Annotated in this window: 22 protein-coding genes; all 22 read right to left on the bottom strand. The window is 28.2% G+C overall.

The annotated features are described in order from the left end of the window. Positions 1–2: 2 nt before the first annotated feature. The 22 genes from pstA to ACFYH6_RS08025 all read right to left on the bottom strand — a co-directional run bounded on the left by pstA (position 3) and on the right by ACFYH6_RS08025 (position 22,777). Positions 3–827: a phosphate ABC transporter permease PstA gene (pstA, locus tag ACFYH6_RS08130; RefSeq protein ID WP_416179490.1), complete on the bottom strand. Its 825-nt coding sequence runs from the start codon at positions 825–827 to the stop codon at positions 3–5. Positions 828–829: 2 nt separating this feature from the next. Next, positions 830–1,717 carry a phosphate ABC transporter permease subunit PstC gene (gene pstC / locus ACFYH6_RS08125; RefSeq protein WP_416179491.1) on the bottom strand — a complete coding sequence of 296 codons (888 nt, stop codon included), beginning with the start codon at positions 1,715–1,717 and terminating at the stop codon, positions 830–832. A 56-nt stretch (positions 1,718–1,773) separates the two neighbouring features. Next, entirely contained in the window at positions 1,774–2,631 is an 858-nt protein-coding gene (locus tag ACFYH6_RS08120) for a phosphate ABC transporter substrate-binding protein PstS family protein (protein ID WP_416179492.1), read from the bottom strand. A gap of 205 nt (positions 2,632–2,836) precedes the next feature. Beyond that, on the bottom strand, positions 2,837–4,528 hold the full coding sequence (locus ACFYH6_RS08115) for an ATP-binding protein (RefSeq protein ID WP_416179493.1): 1,692 nt from the start codon (positions 4,526–4,528) through the stop codon (positions 2,837–2,839). Between the two features lie 2 nt (positions 4,529–4,530). Beyond that, on the bottom strand, positions 4,531–5,229 hold the full coding sequence (locus ACFYH6_RS08110; RefSeq protein ID WP_316342780.1) for a response regulator transcription factor: 699 nt from the start codon (positions 5,227–5,229) through the stop codon (positions 4,531–4,533). Positions 5,230–5,241: 12 nt separating this feature from the next. Beyond that, complete coding sequence (gene pgeF / locus ACFYH6_RS08105) at positions 5,242–5,979, bottom strand: peptidoglycan editing factor PgeF (protein ID WP_416179494.1); 738 nt, start codon at positions 5,977–5,979, stop codon at positions 5,242–5,244. Between the two features lie 146 nt (positions 5,980–6,125). Further along, a complete protein-coding gene (nrdR, locus tag ACFYH6_RS08100; protein ID WP_316342777.1) occupies positions 6,126–6,581 on the bottom strand; it encodes a transcriptional regulator NrdR in 456 nt (151 codons plus the stop codon). 76 nt (positions 6,582–6,657) lie between these two features. Further along, on the bottom strand, positions 6,658–6,969 hold the full coding sequence (locus ACFYH6_RS08095) for a YlmC/YmxH family sporulation protein (protein WP_316342776.1): 312 nt from the start codon (positions 6,967–6,969) through the stop codon (positions 6,658–6,660). A 66-nt stretch (positions 6,970–7,035) separates the two neighbouring features. Further along, on the bottom strand, positions 7,036–7,809 hold the full coding sequence (gene sigG / locus ACFYH6_RS08090; RefSeq protein WP_291631424.1) for an RNA polymerase sporulation sigma factor SigG: 774 nt from the start codon (positions 7,807–7,809) through the stop codon (positions 7,036–7,038). Positions 7,810–7,889: 80 nt separating this feature from the next. Further along, positions 7,890–8,597 carry an RNA polymerase sporulation sigma factor SigE gene (gene sigE, locus ACFYH6_RS08085; RefSeq protein WP_316342775.1) on the bottom strand — a complete coding sequence of 236 codons (708 nt, stop codon included), beginning with the start codon at positions 8,595–8,597 and terminating at the stop codon, positions 7,890–7,892. Further along, positions 8,594–9,397, bottom strand: coding sequence for a sigma-E processing peptidase SpoIIGA (locus ACFYH6_RS08080; RefSeq protein ID WP_416179495.1), 804 nt, complete (start codon positions 9,395–9,397; stop codon positions 8,594–8,596). Before ACFYH6_RS08080 ends, sigE begins: the two co-directional genes overlap by 4 nt. 224 nt (positions 9,398–9,621) lie before the next feature. After that, a complete protein-coding gene (ftsZ, locus tag ACFYH6_RS08075) occupies positions 9,622–10,743 on the bottom strand; it encodes a cell division protein FtsZ (protein ID WP_316342773.1) in 1,122 nt (373 codons plus the stop codon). Between the two features lie 498 nt (positions 10,744–11,241). Continuing rightward, positions 11,242–12,297 (bottom strand): type IV pilus twitching motility protein PilT, encoded by a 1,056-nt coding sequence (locus tag ACFYH6_RS08070; RefSeq protein ID WP_416179506.1) that lies wholly within the window; start codon positions 12,295–12,297, stop codon positions 11,242–11,244. 109 nt (positions 12,298–12,406) lie between these two features. Continuing rightward, complete coding sequence (sigK, locus tag ACFYH6_RS08065) at positions 12,407–13,102, bottom strand: RNA polymerase sporulation sigma factor SigK (protein ID WP_291708114.1); 696 nt, start codon at positions 13,100–13,102, stop codon at positions 12,407–12,409. Positions 13,103–13,267: 165 nt separating this feature from the next. After that, entirely contained in the window at positions 13,268–14,884 is a 1,617-nt protein-coding gene (locus ACFYH6_RS08060; protein ID WP_416179496.1) for a penicillin-binding transpeptidase domain-containing protein, read from the bottom strand. Positions 14,885–14,945: 61 nt separating this feature from the next. Next, positions 14,946–15,563 (bottom strand): uridine kinase, encoded by a 618-nt coding sequence (udk, locus tag ACFYH6_RS08055; RefSeq protein WP_316342771.1) that lies wholly within the window; start codon positions 15,561–15,563, stop codon positions 14,946–14,948. 21 nt (positions 15,564–15,584) lie between these two features. Further along, complete coding sequence (locus ACFYH6_RS08050) at positions 15,585–16,820, bottom strand: peptidase U32 family protein (RefSeq protein ID WP_416179497.1); 1,236 nt, start codon at positions 16,818–16,820, stop codon at positions 15,585–15,587. A gap of 4 nt (positions 16,821–16,824) precedes the next feature. Next, entirely contained in the window at positions 16,825–17,469 is a 645-nt protein-coding gene (locus tag ACFYH6_RS08045; protein WP_316342769.1) for an O-methyltransferase, read from the bottom strand. 29 nt (positions 17,470–17,498) lie between these two features. Next, the gene (mltG, locus tag ACFYH6_RS08040; RefSeq protein ID WP_416179498.1) at positions 17,499–18,506 is read right to left on the bottom strand and encodes an endolytic transglycosylase MltG; all 1,008 of its coding nucleotides are present in this window, start codon (positions 18,504–18,506) and stop codon (positions 17,499–17,501) included. Positions 18,507–18,593: 87 nt separating this feature from the next. Further along, positions 18,594–20,420 carry a translational GTPase TypA gene (typA, locus tag ACFYH6_RS08035; protein WP_316342767.1) on the bottom strand — a complete coding sequence of 609 codons (1,827 nt, stop codon included), beginning with the start codon at positions 20,418–20,420 and terminating at the stop codon, positions 18,594–18,596. Between the two features lie 150 nt (positions 20,421–20,570). Next, positions 20,571–22,238, bottom strand: a complete 1,668-nt coding sequence (locus ACFYH6_RS08030; protein WP_316342766.1) for a ribonuclease J — start codon at positions 22,236–22,238, stop codon at positions 20,571–20,573. Between the two features lie 68 nt (positions 22,239–22,306). Then, positions 22,307–22,777, bottom strand: a complete 471-nt coding sequence (locus ACFYH6_RS08025) for a Fur family transcriptional regulator (RefSeq protein ID WP_316342765.1) — start codon at positions 22,775–22,777, stop codon at positions 22,307–22,309. Between the last annotated feature and the right edge of the window lie 19 nt (positions 22,778–22,796).

Genomic DNA, 22,796 nt, shown 5'->3' with positions numbered 1-22,796 from the left:
AATTAATAATTTGCCTTATTAAATTTTTTACTTATTAACTTTGTTAGTATATTTAGTATGAGTATTATTACTATTAAAACTATTCCCACTGCCGTAGCTTGTCCTATATCTCCTGACTCTTGAGTTACTAAATAGGACTGTACCGTTAAAGTTCTTGCACTAGACATTATTCCTTTTGGCATCTTTGCAACGGTTCCTGCTGTTAGTAAAATAGCTGCTGATTCACCAACTACACGACCAACAGATAATATTACTCCCACTAATATTCCTGGTATTGCACTAGGTACTATTACCTTATAGAGTGTTTGAAACCTAGTTGCTCCAAGACCTAATGATGCTTCTTTATATGATGGTGGAACAGCCTTCAAAGCTTCTTCTGTAGTTCTAATAATTACAGGTAATATTATAATTGCAACAGTAAGAGATCCTGCAAGTATTGAATATCCTAATTTTAATGTTACAACAAAAAATATAGATCCAAATAATCCATAAACTATAGATGGAATACCTGATAAACTTTCTGTTGCAAACCTAATAATTTTTACAACCTTACCTTGTTTAGCATACTCTGTTAGGTAAATAGCTGCCAATATTCCTATAGGAGTTGCTACTACTATGGAAATAACAACAGTATATAATGTTGCTATTATCATAGGTAAAATACCACTATCTCCTGATGCTGAATAATTTTTTGTAATAAAATCTATATTTATTAATTTATATCCCCTTAAAAAAATAAATCCTAATATAAATATTAATATTCCAACTGTAATAGCTGCTGATATCCATAATAATGACTTTAATAATACTTCTTTAAATTTTCTCATAATTAGTTACCTTCCTTACTAGAAAGTTTAGTTAATACTAAGTTTAATAATAATATAAATAGGAATAATATAACTCCTGTGGCAAATAACATTTCTTGATGGGTTCCAAAGGAATATCCCATTTCCAGTGCTATATTAGTAGTAAGTGGTCTTACTGAATCCATAATCGAGCTTGGAATTATAGGTGAATTTCCTGCAACTAATATTATTGCCATTGTTTCACCAATTGCTCTCCCTATCCCTAATACTACCCCAGCTAAAATTCCTGATTTAGCTGCAGGAACAACAACTTTAAAGGTTGTTTCTATGTGTGATGCACCTAGAGCTAATGAACCCTCTTTATAGTTTTTAGGAACTGCTCTTATAGCAGTTTCAGAAACTGTTACTATTGTAGGTAGCATCATAATTGATAATACTATTATTATAGCTAAAAGACTTTGCCCTTTTGGTAAATCAAAAGTACCCATAATCCAAGGCACTATAACAGATAATCCAAAAATTCCATATAAAACTGATGGAATTCCTGCTAACAGTTCAACTGCTGCTGATATTATCTTTCCAACTTTTTTTGGTGCTACTTCTGCTATAAATATAGCTGTGAATATCCCTATAGGTACACCAACTATTAGTGAACCTAGTGTTCCAAGTATAGATGCAATTACCATTGGCATAATACCATAAATATCTGAACTAGGTATCCACTTACTTCCTGTAAAAAAATCTACAAAAGAGTAACCTTTACTTATAAATGGAGTTAAACCTTTATAAAATACAAAGCCTATAATTACTAATAAACTTATTACTGCAATAAGAGCACTGGCTAAAAATATTCCTTTTGATAAATTTTCTATTAAATACTTTCTATTATTTTTTTTGTTAACATTTATCATGCTTATCCTCTCCTATGGAAATTAAGAATTCTCCTATGAGAATTCTTAAAAATACGCTATTTCACTGGAATTGCTTTATTATCTTTAACCATAGCTTGTCCTTCTTCACTTAAAATAAAGTCAATGAATTTTTGTCCTTCTTCACTTAAAGTTCCTTCTTTACTTACTACAATAAATGGTCTTGATATTTTATATTTACCAGCTTGCACTTCTTCTGCCTTAGGTTCAACATTTTCTACATTTACAACATTTACTTCATCATCTAAGTATTCAAAAGATACAAATCCTATTGAATTTTCATTTCCTATTACAGTTTGCTTAACAGCTCCTGTAGCATTAGCTATCATTGTATTTGGCTCCAAATCCTCTGATTTATATCCAATTATTTCTTGAAAGGCATCTCTAGTTCCGGATCCCTCTTCTCTTGATACTACAACTATAGGCGCATCTTTACCGCCTTCTATTTCATTCCAATTTGTTATTTTACCTGTATATATATCTTTAATTTGTTCAATTGTTATATTTTTAATAGGATTATTTTTATTTGTTATTATAGCAATACCATCATAAGCAATAGTTGTTCCTTTAACTGAACTTTCTTCTTCTGATTTCAGTTCTCTTGAGGACATACCTATCTCTGAAACACCATTTATAGTATCTTTAATTCCTGCTGATGAACCTACCTCATTTATTTCTATAGAAATATTACTATTTTCATTTTCATATTTTTCTGCTAACTTTCCCATTAATGGTCCAACAGAGGTAGATCCAGAAATAGATATAGTTACTTTATCTTTAGAGTTTCCCCCTTCAGGATTGCTTTTAACTGAAGAATTCCCACATCCAGCAACCCCTGCTCCTACTATACTTACAAGTAATGCTGTACATATAAGTTTTAAACTCTTTCTTTTCATATTTTTCTCCTCCAAATTAACAATATTTTTTATTAATTTTTTTTACATCTTAATACTAATCTTTGAAGGTTAAGTGAATATTATTTAAATGTTAAGAAAGGTTACAATTATGTTAAATAATTTTAACAATTATTATAATAAAAAATTAAAGTTGCACTAAAAGCAAATTTATAATTACTTTTAGTACAACTTCTTAAAACTATAATTAAATTAATTTTCTAAGCTTTCTAAGCTTAATAGTAAATTTTGTTCCTTTATTAAGTTCAGAATCTACATAGACTTCTCCATTAAACATCTTCACAATATGCTTTACTATTGCTAAACCTAATCCTGTTCCACCTTTTGCACGTGACTTATCTACTCTATAAAATCTTTCAAAAATTCTTGGTAAGTCATCTGCTGGAATTCCTATACCATTATCCTCTACTTCTATATACTCATAATCATTATTTTCATAGGTTTTTATATTAATTATTGCTTTATTATTAGAGTATTTCACTGCATTTTCAACTAAATTTAACATCATTTGATAGAACTTATCTCTATCACCAAGAAGCTCTTTACTTCCTTTATCATGGAAATTTATTTCTACTTCTTTATTATTAACTTCATTACTAAACATATTGATTACGTCATATATAACTTCAGAAGGATTAAACTCTTCTTCCTTCATCTTATTATTTTCAATATTTGATAAAATTAATATATCATTAATTAAAGTTGTTAGTCTTTCAGCTTCTTTATCTATAATATCCAAAAACTTATTTCTAGTAGTATTATCTTCAACATATTTTAAGGTTTCTGCAAATCCCTTTATAGATGTTAAAGGAGTTTTAAGTTCATGAGATACATTAGCTACAAACTGACTTCTAACATTCTCTAACCTCTTTATATCTGTAATATCTAAAACTGTTATAACTACCCCAATAGGTATTTTCTTTGTATTTATTATAGGTGCTTTTTTTATTCTAAGCTCTCTTGGAATCGGATGAAGAAGTTTAATTTCCTTTGTTTCAATTTCATGTATACTTCTCATAAAGGAAATTATATCGTAATCAATTATATATTCTGATATATTTTTACCTATAATATCTCTATTAATTCCAAACAAATTCTTAGCATAAGGATTAATAAGCATTACATTTTGCTTATTATCCACAGCTATTACACCACTTTCCATACTTTCTAATATAGCCTCTAATTTATTTTGCTTATCTATAGAATCTATAATTTTAGAATTAAGCTGATCTGCCATATTGTTAAAGGTATTTGCTAAGGAACCTATTTCATCATTGGTATGTATATTAACTCTTCTGCTATAATCTCCATTTGCAATTTTATCAGTTACAATTTCTAATTCTTTTAAAGGATAAATAATAGCTCTAATTAATTTTAAAGAAAGTCCTAAAGATAATAAAACTACAAAAAATATTATTATAAAATAATATTTAAAATATCCTTCAGAAAAAAATTTAATGTTACTTATTGGTACTGAAGATCTTAACACTCTATTATCATCTATTTTTGTAGCATAATAAACTACATTAGTTCCTTCTGTTTTACTATATCTTGTTGAGGTAGCCTTCCCATTTTTAAAAGCATTTATTATTTCCTCTCTACTAGAGTGATTTTCAAGATTATCATTAGCAGAGTCCTTAATTACATTTCCCTCTTTATCCACAATTGTAAATCTAACCTTAGATTTATTAATTATAAAATCATCAAAATTATAATATCCTAAATCAATATATCTTATAATTATATCATTATAACTTGCTAAAGTATCTTTTGTTCTATTTATCTCTTTAACATTTAATAATGCTATAAAAGAAGATGTCACTATTATTAAAGCAAATATTACTGTTATTAATGATGATACTAATATTCTTTTCTTCATACTTAATTATTAGGATTAAATCTATATCCTACTCCTCTTATAGTTTCAATAAATTGTGGATTTTTATCATCTACTTCGATTTTTTTCCTTAAATATCTAATATGAACATCTATAGTTCTTGTTTCTCCAAGGTATTCATATCCCCATATTTTATCTAAAAGTGTTTCTCTAGTTAATATTTTACCTCTATTTTTAACTAATATCTCAAGTAATTCAAATTCCTTTAAAGTTAAATCTACCTTATTACCTAAGATAGAAACTTCTCTTCTTTCAAAATTTATATACATCCCCCTAGAGTTATATGTTTCTTCGTTGGTTTCTAAAGCCTTTGTTCGTCTTAATATAGCCTTAATTCTAGCTAAAAGTTCTCTTATAGAAAATGGCTTTGTAATATAATCATCTGCACCAAGTTCTAATCCTAATATTTTATCTAATTCCTCACCCTTAGCTGTTAACATTATTATAGATATGTTCTTAGTATTTACATCACTTCTAATGGCTTTACAGACATCATACCCATCTAACCCTGGAATCATTAAATCTAACAAAATTAAATTAGGATTCTCTTCCTTTGCTATTCTTACAGCATCTATTCCATTATTAGCTGTAATAACACTATAACCAGAATTTATTAAATTATAATTAATTAGTTCAACAATATGATCCTCATCATCTACTACTAGTATTTTTTCTGATGCCATAACTATCCCCCCTTATTTTATAAATGCAAATGAAAATAATCTTCCATAAGTTCCTATTGACTTTCTATATGAATATAACTTAATATCCTCTTCACAATGAGTACATAACTTTAAAGAATAAATATTACTCTCCTTTATTCCAAATTCTCTTATATCCTTTAAAATGCATTCTTCCATACTTAAATTTCTATCTTTAAATAATTTACTTTCTTCTATTTTTGTTTTTTCAATAAAAGATTCCTTCAACTCATAAGATACCTCATAACAACATTGTCTTATATGAGGTCCTATAAAAACTTTTGTTTCATTAATATCTATATTAAAGTCCTTTTGCATCTTATTTAAGGTTTTTAAAACTATAGAATTAAAGGTTCCTTTCCATCCACTATGTATAGATGCAATAATATTATTTTTAACATCTGCTATAATAATAGGAACACAATCAGCTGTAAAAACCCCTATTGCAGTATTCTCTTCTTTTGTTATTAAAGCATCTCCTTCTTTACTTCTTATATCTCCATTTATCTTATTATATACAAAAACATTATCACTATGAATTTGATTTAAATACTGTATATTATCTAAATTAAAATCCTTAACTATACTATTTAAATTATCTACTCCAAAATCCTTATGCCTATTAAAGCTCCTGTCATTTTCAGCTGTTGAAAAAACTATATTTATCTTTCCTAATTCATAAATAAGAAAGTCCTTTTCCTTTTTTAAATCTCTTGTGTATAAGCTAATCATTTAGTCACCTCATTTAATTGTTTGAATACATTTTACCATTTATTAAGTTTATTATCTATTTTTTTGAACTACTATTTAATTATTTAACTTACTTTTAACTTTAAAATAAAAAGCTGTTAAAATGATAAAAATCATTTTAACAGCTTTTACTTTTTTGAAACTAAATTTTTTATTTCTTCTAAAAAAGTATTTATATCTTTAAATTCTCTATATACAGAAGCAAATCTCACATATGATATTTCATCCACATTTTTTAATCTTTCCATTACCATTTCACCAATTAATTTAGAATTAACCTCTGTTATCATTTTATTTGAAATTGTCTTTTCAATATCCTCTGCTAAATCTTCAATTTGTTGTCTAGATACTGGTCTTTTTTGACAAGCTCTAATAAGTCCATTTATAATTTTTTCCTTATTAAAATTTTCTCTAGTTGAATCTCTTTTAACAACTAAAATTGGAATATCTTCTACTTTTTCATATGTAGTGTATCTTTTACCACATTTTAAACATTCTCTTCTTCTTCTTATTGTGGTACTATCCTCTGTTGATCTAGAATCTACCACCTTACTTTCCTCAAAAGAGCAAAATGGACATCTCATTGCCTTCACGCCTTTCCTAATTTTCTTTTGTCTAATATAAATTATACATTTTTTCTATAATTTTTTCTATAATTTTTTATAAGTTTAATTTTTCTATATCTGTACTATCTACTAGGATAACTTCAATTCCAGCTTTTTTAACTTTATTCCAAGGTATTTCTATATCTTCATCTTTACTAAACCAACCTTTTGCCATTCCAGGTAATAATATTGATATTACCTTACTCTCTTTAGTATCGATAACAAAATCCTTTATAAATCCAAGCTTTGTCCCAGTTTTAATATCTATTACTTCCATTGTTCTAAGTGCATTTAATGAATGTAATAAAAACTCATTTTCTTCTATTGTTTGCTCATCTTCAGTTTTAACATTATCAAAAAAACCCATATAAACCTCCTTAAATTATAAAGCATGTACACTTTGCTTTGATTTTATAGAGCTCTTTTAAGAGCTCTATACATACTTTCTCATATGCTTTAATGCAGTTTTTTCTAGTCTTGATACTTGTGCTTGAGATATTCCTATTTCATCAGCTACTTCCATTTGAGTTCTTCCATTAAAGAACCTTAGAGTCAATATAAGCTTTTCTCTATCGTTTAACTTTTTCATAGCTTCTTTTATAGATATATTTTCAAGCCAACTTTCATCTGTATTCTTAGAATCGCTTAATTGATCCATAACATATATAGCATCCCCACCATCATGATATATTGGTTCATATAAGGATACTGGATCTTGAATAGCATCTAAAGCAAAAACTACTTCTTCTCTAGGCAAATTCAATTCTTTTGCAATTTGTGAAACTGTTGGTTCTTTATTATTTTCTTTTATTAGCTTATCTCTAACTAATAAGGCTTTATAAGCTATATCTCTTAAAGATCTACTTACTCTTATGGAGTTATTATCTCTTAGATACCTTCTAATTTCACCAATTATCATAGGCACAGCATAGGTAGAAAACTTAACATTTTGACCTAAATCAAAATTATCTATTGACTTCATTAATCCTATACACCCTACTTGAAATAAATCATCAACATTTTCCCCTCTATTATTAAATCTTTGAATTACACTTAAAACTAATCTTAAATTTCCTTTAATGAAGATTTCCCTAGCACTTCTATCCCCATCTCTCATTCTTAATAGCAATTCTCTTTTTTCTTTTTCTTTTAAGATAGGTAGTTTTGAAGTATTAACACCACAGATTTCTACCTTATTAATAATCAAGTTATCATCCCCTTCGGAAGTAATATCATACTGCATTAAAAAGTATCCCCGAGAGTGATGTCTTTTATACTAAAGACAACCTAAATCATCTTATTGATTTCTTTTTTCAATCTATTAATAATTTTCTTTTCTAGTCTAGAAATATAAGATTGGGAGATACCAAGCATATCAGCCACTTCCTTTTGAGTCTTTTCTCTAGTACCATTTAATCCAAATCTCAATCTTACAATTTCTTTTTCTCTGTCATTTAAATGCTTGAGGGCTAAAAATAGTAATTCTTTATCTACTTCATCTTCTATTAAATTATAAACTATATCATTTTCAGTTCCTAAAATATCTGATAACAAAAGTTCATTACCATCCCAATCAATATTTAAAGGCTCATAAAATGATATTTCAGCTTTTACCTTACTGTTTCTTCTTAAATACATTAGTATTTCATTTTCTATACATCTAGATGCATACGTTGCAAGTTTTATTTTTTTTTCTGGATTAAAAGTATTTACAGCTTTTATTAATCCAATAGTACCAACTGAAATTAAATCTTCTACTCCAAAGCCAGTATTTTCAAATTTCCTAGCTATATATACTACTAATCTTAAGTTTCTCTCAATAAGAATATCTCTTATGGATTCATCACCTTGAATTAATTTATTTACTAATTCTTCTTCTTCATCCTTTTTTAATGGAGGAGGTAAGGCTTCGCTTCCTCCAACATAATGGAGTTCACCTTTTAAAAACTTTAATTTTTCTAAAATTCTATTTAACAATATTTTTATTTTTATCATAACCATACTACTCCTCTTGATAATAATGCATTAAACTCATTATTTTTACTTAATTTATTCTTACACTTACAAACTATTACCTCAATATTTTTCCACTCACTATCTTCTCTTCTAATTCTTACTGTCTTAGACTTGAAGCCTTTTAGACTTCCAAACTCTCCAATAGTACTATATGGAATTGAAAATTCTTCGTCACTTTTTATATCAAATTCTTTAAGAAAATCACTTTCAATTATTATACAAGGTAAATTGGTTACTGGCTCTCTAAGTCCATTTCCTGTATCTAATAAACCTTTAATAACAACAGACCTATCTTTATTGGATATTTCTACATCAAAGATAAAATTATTTACTAATGACCTATCTTTTAGATAATCACTTATCCTAACTATAGCTATATAGAATAACATAACTGATAATACTAAATACTTTATAGAATAATTATTAATTGAATAATTGCTTAAAAAATTATCGTAATTTTCAATCATAGAAAATGCAAAAGTAACTCCACATAATGTAAATGATAATATAATAAATGTAGCCCCTGATTTTATTAACTTCAATAAATTTATATTTTTAGTACTAATCATAATCATCAGTATAACTACAATAAACTTAAAGGGTAAAGTAACAAATATTTTATAATCCGTAAATAATACTAAAGTATAAAATGATCCAAGAGTTGCCGCTAAATAGATTGTCCTATAATATCTATATCTTAAAATTTTTAATGAAACTAACAACAAAAACAAGTTAATTATAAAATTCTCAGCTAAAAGTATATCTATATATATAACCATTTGCCTTCCCCCTTTGTACTTAAATTATAAACTGTTTCATTTCAAAATTTTGTCACAATAACTCACTGTTTTTTTTATTTTCATCTTTCATTTATTACATTTAATTACAGTTATTAAAGTTTTATAATAAAAAGTAACAAAGTTAAACCATATTTATTAATATGTTCAAAAACAAAAAAAAGACCAAGAATCTCTTTTCTTGGTCTTTTAAAAAATGTAATATACTATTTTCTTGATCTTAAAAAGCTTGGAATGTTTACACTATCAGTTTCAATGTCTAATAGTGGATCTACTTTTCTTGATTGCTCTGTTGTAGATGTTTCTACTGGGGTTTTTTCTTCTTTAACTATCTTCTTTTCAAAAATAGGTTCATGATTCAACAATTTATTATTATCTTCTTCAAATCCTGTTGCTATTACAGTTATTCTTATTTCATCTGTTAAAGTTTCATCTATAACAGCTCCAAATATAATATTAGCATCTGGATCCGCAGATTCTCTTACTATATCAGCAGCTTCATATACTTCTATTGCTCCTAAATCTACGCCACCAGTGAAGTTTATAATAACACCAGTAGCTCCATCGATTGATGTTTCTAAAAGCGGTGATGATATAGCTTGCTTAACTGCATCTTGTGCTTTATTATCTCCTGTTCCATGTCCAACTCCCATATGAGCTAGTCCCTTATTTAACATAACAGTTTCTATGTCCGCAAAGTCAGCATTAACGACACCTGGTATAGTAATTAAGTCTGAGATAGCTTGAACACCTTGTCTTAATACATCATCAGCTAATTTAAATGAATCTAAAAGTGTTGTTTTCTTATCTGCCATAGATAATAATCTTTCATTAGGAATGATAACTAAGGTATCTACAGCTTTCATAAGATTTTCTATACCCATTTCAGCATGTCTCATTCTTCTTTTACCTTCAAATGGGAATGGCTTAGTTACAACTCCAACTGTTAATATGTTCATAGCTTTAGCTATTTCAGCAACTATTGGGGCAGCACCAGTACCTGTTCCGCCTCCCATTCCAGCAGTTATAAATACCATGTTAGCTCCCTTAATAGCTTCAGCTATTTCTTCTCTACTTTCCTCTGCTGCCTTTTTACCTATTTCAGGATTTGCTCCTGCACCAAGCCCCTTTGTTAATTTTTCTCCAATTTGTATTTTCACATTAGCATGTGACAACATTAAAGCTTGCTTATCTGTATTAACAGCAATAAACTCAACATTTTTTAGCCCTTCAGCAATCATTCTATTTACGGCGTTACCACCACCGCCACCACAACCAATTACCTTAATATTGGTTAATTCTTGCATATCTACTTCGAAATCTAACAAAATAATTCCTCCTTTAGAAAATAACTACTAGTAATTTTTCTACTTTGTCTCTTTTCATAATTAAAACAATTTAAATAATTTCAATTTCACTAACTATATAACTACTTATACATTAATTTTACATCATATTATATCTTTTTAACAATACCTTAATAAACAAATAATAAAATTTTTGTTATTATAAGTAAACATTTGTATTATTTTGAATTATAATATTCTAGATAAAATATTTTTCATAACAGTTTAAAATTTATGTAATATTCCGTAATATATAATTTCTTAAATAAAATTTCCAAATTTTCTTTATTTAACTTTAATATAATTCAATTATAATTTTATCATCTCGAATAGAATAACTCAACCTTTTAATAAAATTATAATATTTTCTTAATTAACGAAAGTTTTAAAACAACACTTATTGATATATTCAACAAATAATTAAAATTTCCTTTCATTAATTAATGAATTTTTATTAAAAAAACAGAGTTACCTCTGTTTTTATAACATCATTATTCTTTTTATTGTTTCATTATCTACTGAATATGTTAACGCTGTTTCTTCAGTAATGCTACCTTTCTTAACTAAATCAGCTAAGGCCATATCCATTGTCTTCATTCCATATTTTCCACCAGTTTGAATTGCAGATTCAATTTGGTGAGTTTTTCCTTCTCTAATTAAATTCTGAATTCCAGGAGTTGTTGTCATTATTTCTAAGGCAGCTACTCTTCCATCATTATTTACTAAGGGTACTAATTGCTGTGAAATAACCCCTTGTAATACAGCAGCTAATTGGATTCTAATTTGTTGCTGTTGATGAGGTGGAAAAACATCAATTATTCTATCTATAGTTTTAGCAGCACCAATTGTATGTAGTGTGGAGAACACTAGATGTCCAGTTTCTGCTGCAGTAATTGCAATTGAAATTGTCTCTAAATCCCTCATCTCACCTACAAGTATTACATCTGGGTCTTCTCTTAAAATTGCTTTTAAAGCATTTTGATAGCTTTTACTGTCTTTTCCTATTTCTCTTTGATTAATAATGCATTTATTATGCTTATGCAAGTATTCTATTGGATCTTCTAAGGTAATGATGTGAGCTTCCCTATTATTATTTATTTCATTAATCATAGCTGCTAAGGTAGTGCTTTTCCCACTTCCAGTTGGTCCAGTTACTAGTACTAATCCTCTTTGTTTTTCAATTATGTTCTTTATTATCTTTGGATGTTTTAATTCATCTAATGTGGGTATTTTTAATGCTATTACTCTAATAGCTATAGCATCACTATTTCTTTGTTTAAATATATTCACCCTAAATCTTCCAGTACCTGCTACTGAATAAGATGTATCCATTTCACCATAATCATCGTACTCTTTATATTTATCTTCTAATATTTCTTCTGCAAAGTTTCTTAATGCTATAGGAGTTAATTTTTCTTCACCAATCTTTAATAGCTTTCCATTAACTCTAATTGTTGGTGGCAATCCCACAGTTAAATGTAAATCTGAGGCTCCTCTAGTTATTGTCTCTTTCAATAGTTCATTTAGCACATAAATCAATGTTTACCCCTCCACGTTGCTCTTTATCTCTTCTTAGTTATAATTCGATAAATTTCTTTACATTCCTTCTTTTAAATACACATTATTTTAATTTATTTTATAATATTCATTTATATGATAATTCTTTCTTCAATTTTTTAAGGGCTTTTTTTTCTATTCTTGATACATAAGATCTTGATATTCCTAGAAGTGCAGCAATTTCTCTTTGAGTTCTACATCTCCCATCTATAAGTCCATATCTCATCTTTAATATTGCCCCTTCTCTTTCTGTAAGTGAAATTCCTATTTTATTATATAACTGTTTGATTTGAATATTATTTTCTACTTTTTCTAATACTGAATCCTTATCGCTACTTAATACATCAATTAAGCAAATTTCATTTCCTTCTTTATCCACCCCTATAGGGTCCTGTAAAAACACTTCATTCTTTTGTTTCTTATTATTTCTAAAAAGCATTAAAATTTCGTTTTCTATGCATCTTGATGCATAAGTAGCAAGTCTAGTACCCTTACCCGCATCAAATGAATCTATAGCCTTTATCAGTCCAACTGTGCCTATAGATATTAATTCATCAATATCCTTATTAGGAAAATTATATTTCTTTACAATATGAGCCACTAATCTTAAATTTCTTTCTATTAATATGCTCTTAGCTTCCTTATCTCCATTTTTTAATAGTTTTAAATATCGTTCTTCCTCTTCTTCATCAAGTGGTTTTGGAAATGTATTATTGCCAGTAATATAACCTGTTAAAAATATTGAATTACATAGCAGTTCAATTATATTAGATAAAAAAAACACAGAACTTCCTCCTAGTAGTGCTTATTATATAATATGATAAAATTTAAAAATATTGCTTTAGTTTTTAAATTTATTATAATCATAAAATATTAACACTAATTCTAAGTATAATTCTGTGAATTATATTAATTTATTTTATAATACTATTGTATAGTATTAATAAGTTTATTCTTTAGTAAGCTCTGTAACTACATCTCTAAATATAGGTGCCCCAGTATTTCCTCCGCCTAACTCTCTTCCATCTGGATGTTTATTACCAATGTTAGGAGCAATAACAATTATAGTATATTTCTTATTATTTAATTCAAAATATCCAGCAAACCACCCATGATTAATACCACCATGACCAGTAGATGTACCTGTTTTTCCACCAATATTTATTCCATCTACTTTTGCTTCAAATCCTGACCCTTCCCATATTACTTTAGACATACTTTCTTGTGCCAATTTAGCTGCTGTTTCACTAAAAATTCTGTTTTCACTTTCATTAAAGACTTCTAATTCTTTGTCATTATCATCAACTATTGCTTCTACTATACTTGGCTTAATATATACACCATCATTTACAACTGTATTATAAAGTCCTGCCATTTGAACTGGTGTAACCATTATTGTCTGTCCTATAGATATATTATTCATTCCATTTTCTAAAGTTGGTTTTACACCTTTTGCTTCATTTCTATTTTCACCTTGGAGATTTATAACTGGTTTGAATAATCCCATTTTACTTAAGTAATCCATCATATCACTATATCCTATTTCCCCTCCAACCTTAGCAAAAACGTCATTACAAGAAACCTTCAAAGCATCCTCTACAGAAAGTAATCCATGGGAATAAGGTTTTCCATCTTTTGTGCATATTTCTCCAGTGCATAGGAATTTATCACTTAAGCTTATAAGTCCTTTATCAAGTGCTATAGTTTCTGTAATTACCTTAAAAATTGAACCTGGCTCATATCCTAATTGGCCTATACCTAAATTTACATTAGCTTCACTTTCATCTTTTTGAACCATAGCTCTTATTTTACCTGTATCAGCCTCTGAAACTACTATTCCTATATTTTTTAGAAAAGAATATTCATTTTTATTTAAAATATCCCTAATTTTATCTTCCCAAATTGAATTTATTGTTAATTTTATACTTTTATTATTTGAGGTGCTTAATTCACCATCACCATAAATTGATTTATCATTTAAATAAAATTTTGCAACAGGGTAAGTATTATCTTTTATATATGAATTTAAAGTATATTCTAATGAATTTTCAACAGTATTGTCATCTTTAATATTAGATAAAATATTATTAGTTTTCCATGCTTCTTTTCTATCTACCTCATCATAAATATAGGTGTATATTCCTTTTACATTATTTAATTTGTTTATCTTATTATAGGTGTCCTCACTAATAGCATAGTATATCTTTCCTTCTTTTTTCATAACATCTGAGTAATTAAAATTGGAATCTTCACTCTTCATTATAAAATTCAAAGCCATTAAATCTTCTAAGGTTTCTTCGTAATTATTAAGCATAAATGGCTTTGTATCTAAAACTAAAATATATTTTTTATTATATGTCATTAGATCTTTTCCATTTGTATCAAAAATCCTATACTTCATTTGGGATAAGTTTTCAGCTTGATAATTTTCTATTTCTCCTCCAACTACAAGAGATGGATGTACTTGTAAAAAATATAATCTTATAATTAATGCAAAAATAACTATAAAATATAAACTATGTATTATCCATATTCTATTTAATGATATATTATTTTTTACTTTCATAAAAAAAACACCTCCCTAGGCTAAATTCTAGCCTGAAAAGGTGTCTTTTATACAATAATTTCTATTTTAAAATATCTTTAATTTTTGATACAAGAATATCAATTGCTACTTTATTTTGTCCGCCTTCTGGAACTATAATATCTGCATATCTTTTTGTTGGTTCTGTAAACTGCAGATGCATTGGTCTTACAACTTCTAAATATTGATTAACTACTGAATCTACAGTTCTGCCTCTTTCATTGATATCTCTTACTAATCTTCTTAGTATTCTTATATCTGCATCTGTATCTACATAAACTTTAATATCTAATAAATCTCTGATTCTTTCATCTTCAAGAACTAGAATTCCTTCAACTATTATTATGCTTCTTGGTTCAACTTTTACTGTTTCCTTTGCTCTATTATGACATGAAAAATCATAAATAGGTTTATCAATTGAAACTCCATTAATTAAATCATTTAAATGTTTAATTAATAAATCATTATCAAAAGCTTTTGGATGATCGTAATTCGTTTTAATTCTTTCTTCCATAGATAAATGGCTTTGATCCTTATAGTACATATCCTGTTGTATCATGGCAATACACTCATTTGAAAAGCTTGAATATATCGCATCAGCTATACTACTTTTTCCTGATCCAGTACCACCAGTAATTCCAATTAGTATTGGCTTATCCATTATAGTTCCTCCCTCTTATGTTTAAAGCTCTAAAACTTTTTTACCTTTTATTAACATATCATTTTCTTTTAATGGAGTATCAACTTTTACTTTAAATATCATATGAGCTCTATTAGCTACATTTGTATTAGTTTTCTTCTCCACGTCAAACATTTCATTAAGCTTAACATTAAAGTATGGTGTATGTGCTCTTAATACTTCTACCTCATCACCTTCAAAAACTCTATTCTTTTGAAGAATAGTTGCTTCTTTTGTTTCTTCGTCATAGCTTTTAACTATTCCAACTATATCATAATCTCTTATATATGATGATGCATCATAAGTTTGTTCTCCCATTTTTCCGAAGAAGAAACCTGTATGATATTGTCTATGGCTTATTTTTAATACTGCATCTAACCATTCTTGTTTAAATTCAAAACCCTCAGGATTATCACAATATGCATCAAGAGCTTCTCTATAAGCTTTTACTGTTGAAGCTACATAGAATTCATTTTTCATTCTTCCTTCAATTTTTAATGAATGAACTCCACTTTTAACTATTTCAGGAATATGCTCAATCATACATAAGTCTTTTGAATTCATTATATATGTTCCATTATCATCTTCAATTACAGGATAATATTCATTAGGTCTTGTTTCTTCAACTATATAGTATTTATATCTACAAGCATTTGAACAAATACCTTTGTTTGCATCTCTACCTAACATATAATTAGATATTAAACATCTTCCAGAATAAGCAACACACATAGAACCATGGATAAATACTTCAAGTTCACAACCTTCTGGAGTATTTTCATTTATTTCAGTTATTTCTTTTAATGTAAGTTCTCTTGCTAATACAATTCTCTTAACACCTTGTTCATACCAGAACTTAGTTGCCATCCAGTTTGTTATATTTGCTTGGGTACTTAAATGTATTTCTAAGTTTGGTGCTGCAGTTTTTGCTGCTGCAACTATTGATGGATCTGCTACTATAATAGCATCTACACCTAAGTCATATAATCCCTTTATATATTCTTCTACACCTTTTAAGTCATGATTTCTAGGGAATACATTCATAGTTACATATAACTTTTTCCCTCTATCGTGGCAGTATTTAATACCTTCAGCCATTTCTTCGTTTGTAAAATTATCTGAAAAGGCTCTTAAATTTAATCTTCCTCCACCTATATATACAGCATCTGCTCCAAAATCTATTGCTATTTTTAATCTATCTAGACTTCCTGCTGGTGCTAAAATCTCTGGTTTTTTCATGTATTTACCTCCTTTTAGTCACTGCAATTCCATCCCCCATTGGTATTACAGAAGTAATTAAATTTTCATCCTTAGATACCAGTTCTAAGTATTTTCTCATTCTCTTTACTATAGTTATTTTTCTCCTCTTTACTAAATCATTTGATGCAACCATTCCTCTAAAAAGGACATTATCTGCAACAATAATACCATCTTCATTTAATAACCTAAGACAATTAGGCAAAAAGTGATTATAGTGACCCTTTCCTGCGTCCATAAAAATAAGATCATATTTATCATCTAAATTTTCAAGAACTTCTAGGCAGTCCCCTTCAACAATTTCTATTTTATCTTCTAAGTTATATTTTTTAAAGTTTTCCCTAGCATATTTTATCATATTTTCATCGCGCTCAACAGTAGTTATTTTTGTCTTATTTCCTGTTGCTTCACACATTAATATAGCTGAATAACCAATTGCTGTACCAAGCTCTAATATTTTTAATGGTTTTTTCATACTAACTATAAACTCTAAAAATTTTGCCGTTTCTTTTTGTGCAATAGGCACTTTATTTTCTTTTGCAAATTCTTCTAATTCTTTGAACTTTTCAGTGCCTTCTGGTATTAAACTTCTAATATATTCTTCCATATAATCATAAGTTATTCCACTCATGCTAATCCTCCAAATATTAAGTTAATTAATTAATATCCAAGTTCCTCTAATTTATTCATAAAATCAACATCGCTATTAGTAAAATAATGAGTTTTTTCATCTTGAAGTACATAAAATAAATAATCTGTTTTTTCTGGTTTTAATGCAGCTTTTATGGATTCTAAACCTGGATTAGATATAGGTCCTACAGGCAACCCATAGTTTATATATGTATTGTATGGAGAATCTACTTCTAAATGTTTTTCTAAAACTGTTTCTACATGTTCGCCCAAAGCATAAATAACTGTTGCATCAATTTGAAGCATCATACCATCATTTAACCTATTAACTATAACTGATGATATTAATGGTCTTTCACTGTCTACTCTTGCTTCCTTTTCTATAATAGAAGCTATAGTAACAATAGTTTCTATATCATCTGAATTGATTTCTATACTAGTTTCTTTACTAGCTTGCTCTAGCATTTCTTCAAATCTTGTAATCATTTTAGTTAATATTTCTTTAGGTTTTTCTCCAACTTTTAATAAATATGTATCTGGAAATAAATATCCTTCTAAATTATATTTTTTGCTGCTATCAATTTTAACATATCTAGGTAACTCATATTCTTCAATAGCTAAAAGAAAATCATTTTTGCTGCAAATTCCTTCAATTTCTAGTTTTTCTGCTATATCTTCTATTGTATACCCTTCCGGAATAGTAAACTTAACTATATTTATTGAAGATTCCTTAGTTAATGTGTCTATTAGCTCATCTAATGAAAAGTTATTTTCTATAACATATTCACCTTGCTTAATATCTATATTTTTACCTAAAACCTTAACATATAATTTTATAAATGGTACTCCTTTTATCTTTCCTTCTTTGGATAAAGAATTTATAATACTATAAAAACTATCTCCTTCATTAACTCTTATTACTATGTTTGAATCATTTTTTAAAGGCTTATTAATTATACTGACAAAAGTTAATAAAAAGCTTATAAATACAATTAAAATTATTGTTATGGGAATTATTTTTAAACCTAGTTTTTTCATAAAAACCCCCTACATAGAAAGTAAATAGCCTATTTAGGCTATTTACCCTATTATAATACTTTTTTTTTAACTTATAAAGAATTTTATCTATTTTTTACTTCTGCTTGTTATTCTTCTTCTTTCAGCAGCATCTAATACTCTTTTTCTCATTCTTATATTTTCTGGTGTAACTTCAACTAACTCATCTCCGTTAATAAATTCAAGACATTGTTCTAATGACATTTGTCTTGGTGGAGTTAATTTTAATGCATCATCAGAACCTGATGCTCTTGTATTAGTAAGTTTTTTACCTTTACATATATTTATATCTATATCTTCCGCTCTTGAACATTCTCCTACTATCATACCTTGATATACTGGAACTCCTGCTCCTATAAATAAAGTACCTCTTTCTTGAGCATTGAATAATCCATAAGTTATAGCATCGCCATCTTCAAATGAACATATTGACCCTCTACTTCTTCCTGGAATTTCTCCTTTGAATTTATCATATCCATGGAATACATGGTTCATAATACCATTACCTTTAGTATCTGTCATAAATTCATTTCTAAATCCAATTAAGCCTCTTGCAGGTACAATAAACTCAAGTCTAGTATATCCATTAACAGCAGAAGTCATATTTACCATTTCAGCTTTTCTTGGTCCTAATTTTTCCATAACAGGTCCCATAAATTCTTCTGGAACATCTATTGTTAAATATTCCATAGGTTCTAACTTCTTACCATTTTCTTCTTTAAATATAACATTTGCTTTTGAAACTTGGAATTCATATCCTTCTCTTCTCATAGTTTCAATTAATATAGATAAATGTAGTTCTCCTCTACCTGAAACTTCAAAGCAATCTGATGAAATTTCATTTACTCTTAAACTTACATTTGTTTCTAATTCTTTTAATAATCTATCTCTTAAATGTCTTGAAGTAACAAATTCACCTTCTTTTCCAGCAAAAGGAGAATCATTTACCATGAAATTCATGCTTAATGTTGGTTCATCAATTTCAACAAATGGTAATGCTTCTGGATTTGCTGCATCAGCAATAGTTTCTCCAATATTACAATCTGGAATACCACTTAAAGCTATTATTTCACCTAAAGATGCTTCTTGTACATCTTCTCTGTTTAAACCATTATATGTAAATATACTTGATACTCTATAATTACTTGTTGTTCCATCATTTCTTACTAAAGCAACTTGTTGATTCTTCTTTACAGTTCCTCTATGTATCTTACCAATTGCTATTCTTCCCACATACTCACTAGTATCTAATGTAGTTATAAGCATTTGTAATGGGCCTTCTATATCCCCTTTAGGTGGTTCAACATTTTCTAATATTGTTTCAAATAATGGTACCATATCATTATTTGTGTCTTCAACATTATATCTTGCAAATCCTTCTCTTGCTGAAGCATAAATTATTTTAAAATCTAATTGTTCATCATCTGCACCAAGTTCGATAAATAATTCAAAAACTTCATCTATTACTTCTTCTGGTCTTGCATTTGGCTTATCTATTTTATTAATAACCACTATTGGTTTTAATCCTAATTCTAAAGCTTTCTTTAAAACGAATTTTGTTTGTGGCATTGGACCTTCATAAGAGTCTACTACTAATAATACTGAGTCAACCATTTTAAGAACACGTTCAACTTCTCCACCGAAATCAGCATGTCCAGGAGTATCTACAACATTTATTTTCACTCCATTATATGTTATTGCTGTATTTTTAGAAAGAATTGTAATTCCTCTTTCTTTTTCTAAGTCATTTGAATCCATAACTCTTTCTTCAACTTTTTCATTGCTTCTAAATACGTGGCTTTCCTTAAATAAGGCATCTACTAAGGTTGTCTTACCATGGTCAACGTGAGCTATAATAGCAATATTTCTAATATCATCTCTACTAATTAAATTCATTTATTTTCCTCCACTATGTTTATTTATATGATGTAAACCTATAAATTATTTTTCCCAAAATAAAATTGGATACGTGAGTATCCAATTTAAAAAAATTATTTAAACTATACTTATTCTAAGGTTATTATTTAAAAATGTCAACCTATTAGATTATATTTCCATTATAATTGGTAATATCATAGGTTTTCTCTTAGTCTTTTCATAAAGATAAGATCTAAGTTCATCTCTAACCTTAGACTTTAAGCTAGCCCAATCTGTTATATTGCTTTCTTCACATTCTCTTAAAACATCTTTAACAATCTCTTTAGCCTCGTCCATTAATCCTTCAGATTCTCTTACATATACAAATCCTCTAGAAATAATATCTGGTCCAGCAATAATTGAGTTATTTTCTTTGGATAGTGTTACAACTACTGTTAATATACCATCTTGAGATAAATGTTTTCTGTCTCTTAATACTATATTTCCAACATCTCCCACACCTAATCCATCAACAAATACTTGCCCTGCACTTACTGTCCCATTTTTTCTAATGGAATTTCTATTAACTTCTATTACTCCACCATTTTCAGGTATTAATACATTCTCTTCTGGAAGTCCTAAAGATACTGCAAGCTCACCATGTTGCTTTAAGTGTCTATACTCTCCATGAACTGGAATAAAGAACTTAGGTTTTACTAAACTATGCATAAGTTTTAATTCTTCTTGACATGCATGCCCAGAAACGTGTATTTCTGCCAAGGACTTGTAAATTACTTCTGCTCCCTTTTGGAATAATTGATTTATAACTCTTGAAACCAACTTTTCATTTCCAGGTATTGGTGTTGCAGATATAATTACAGTATCTCCTTCAACTATATTAACCTTTCTATGTTCAGAGTTTGCCATTCTTGTAAGAGCTGACATAGGTTCTCCTTGGCTTCCTGTAGTTATAATAACCACCTTATTATTTGGATATTTATTAATTTGATCTATACTTACTAATATGTCTTTTTCAAATTCTAAATAGCCAAGTTCTGTAGCTACAGCAACTATATTTTCCATACTTCTTCCTGATACTGCGACTTTTCTATCATGTAATCGCGCTGCATCAATTATTTGCTGTATTCTGTGAACATTTGAAGCAAATGTTGCTATTATAATTCTTCCCTTTGCTTTAGAGAATAATCTAGCAAAACTTTCTCCTACAACTTTTTCTGACATAGTATATCCTGGCTTTTCAACATTAGTTGAATCTGCCAACATAGCTAACACTCCTCTTTTACCTATTTCTGCAAATCTGCCAAAATCCATAGGTTCTCCATCTATAGGAGTATAATCTATTTTAAAATCTCCTGTGTGTAATACAACTCCTAATGGAGTGTGTATTGCAATTGCAACTGAATCTGCTATAGAGTGATTAGTTTTAATAAACTCTACAGATACTGAATTCAATTTAATGACATCTCTTGGTTTTACTCTTATAAGTTCTGTTGAACTTAATAATCCGTGTTCCTTAAGTTTTGTTTCAACAATTCCAAGAGTTAATTTCGTTCCATATACAGGTACATTTAATTGTCTTAAAACATATGGTAATGCACCTATATGGTCTTCATGACCATGTGTTAAAAATATTCCTCTTATCTTATCTTTATTTTTTAATAAATAACTAATATCTGGTATTACTAAATCAATACCGAACATATCTTCATCTGGGAATTTAAGACCGCAATCTATAACTATAATATCTTCTTTATATTCAATTACAGTTATATTCTTACCTATTTCATTAATTCCGCCTAAAGGAATAATCCTAACTTTTGCCTTTTCGTTTTTCAATATGTCCCCTCCTTCTTCCTAAATTATGTAACTTAAAGATTCCTCTATACGAGATATCTCTTCATCCACTATTTTTTATTTTCTTCCATCTTACTTTGACACTTTCTACAAATACCAAAGAATTTAACACTATGGTCTATAATTTTAAACCCATAAGATCTTTCAACTTCTTCTTCAAGTTCATCTAAAAGATCATCTTGGACTTCAATTACGCCCTTGCATTCATTACATACTAAGTGATGATGTCTATGCCCTTCATTTCTACGAGCTAATTCATATCTACTACATCCATCATCTAAATCTAACTTGCATACAACTCCTAATTCTTCTAATAAAATTATAGTTCTATATACAGTTGCAAGACCTATTTCCGGACAATTTTTCTTTACTTCATCGTATATTTCCTCTGCTGTTAAGTGCTCGCCTTCCTTATCTATTATTGTATCAACGATAGCTCTTCTTTGCGGAGTTAATTTATACCCTTTTTGTTTTAAATCTTCCTTTAAAACATTAAAATCTATAGTGCTTGAATGTTCCACAGACAACACACCCCCTTCT

Origin of the sequence: Clostridium sp. HCS.1, assembly GCF_047900555.1 — a bacterium.
GTDB lineage: Bacteria > Bacillota > Clostridia > Clostridiales > Clostridiaceae > Clostridium.
The sequence above is the reverse complement of the archived record's forward strand: the minus strand, read 5'-3'. Positions and strand labels throughout refer to the sequence as shown.

Bases quoted from the DNA above. Each gene is read 5' to 3' on its own strand.
- mltG (WP_416179498.1), bottom strand. From the start codon at position 18,506: ATGAAAAAACTAGGTTTAAAAATAATTCCCATAACAATAATTTTAATT.
- sigE (WP_316342775.1), bottom strand. From the start codon at position 8,597: ATGATAAAAATAAAAATATTGTTAAATAGAATTTTAGAAAAATTAAAG.
- typA (WP_316342767.1), bottom strand. From the start codon at position 20,420: ATGAATTTAATTAGTAGAGATGATATTAGAAATATTGCTATTATAGCT.
- ACFYH6_RS08115 (WP_416179493.1), bottom strand. From the start codon at position 4,528: ATGAAGAAAAGAATATTAGTATCATCATTAATAACAGTAATATTTGCT.
- ACFYH6_RS08120 (WP_416179492.1), bottom strand. From the start codon at position 2,631: ATGAAAAGAAAGAGTTTAAAACTTATATGTACAGCATTACTTGTAAGT.
- ACFYH6_RS08045 (WP_316342769.1), bottom strand. From the start codon at position 17,469: ATGAGTGGAATAACTTATGATTATATGGAAGAATATATTAGAAGTTTA.
- pstC (WP_416179491.1), bottom strand. From the start codon at position 1,717: ATGATAAATGTTAACAAAAAAAATAATAGAAAGTATTTAATAGAAAAT.
- pstA (WP_416179490.1), bottom strand. From the start codon at position 827: ATGAGAAAATTTAAAGAAGTATTATTAAAGTCATTATTATGGATATCA.
- ACFYH6_RS08095 (WP_316342776.1), bottom strand. From the start codon at position 6,969: ATGGGTTTTTTTGATAATGTTAAAACTGAAGATGAGCAAACAATAGAA.
- ACFYH6_RS08060 (WP_416179496.1), bottom strand. From the start codon at position 14,884: ATGAAAGTAAAAAATAATATATCATTAAATAGAATATGGATAATACAT.
- ACFYH6_RS08050 (WP_416179497.1), bottom strand. From the start codon at position 16,820: ATGAAAAAACCAGAGATTTTAGCACCAGCAGGAAGTCTAGATAGATTA.
- ACFYH6_RS08110 (WP_316342780.1), bottom strand. From the start codon at position 5,229: ATGGCATCAGAAAAAATACTAGTAGTAGATGATGAGGATCATATTGTT.
- nrdR (WP_316342777.1), bottom strand. From the start codon at position 6,581: ATGAGATGTCCATTTTGCTCTTTTGAGGAAAGTAAGGTGGTAGATTCT.
- pgeF (WP_416179494.1), bottom strand. From the start codon at position 5,979: ATGATTAGCTTATACACAAGAGATTTAAAAAAGGAAAAGGACTTTCTT.
- udk (WP_316342771.1), bottom strand. From the start codon at position 15,563: ATGGATAAGCCAATACTAATTGGAATTACTGGTGGTACTGGATCAGGA.
- ACFYH6_RS08080 (WP_416179495.1), bottom strand. From the start codon at position 9,397: ATGGTTATATATATAGATATACTTTTAGCTGAGAATTTTATAATTAAC.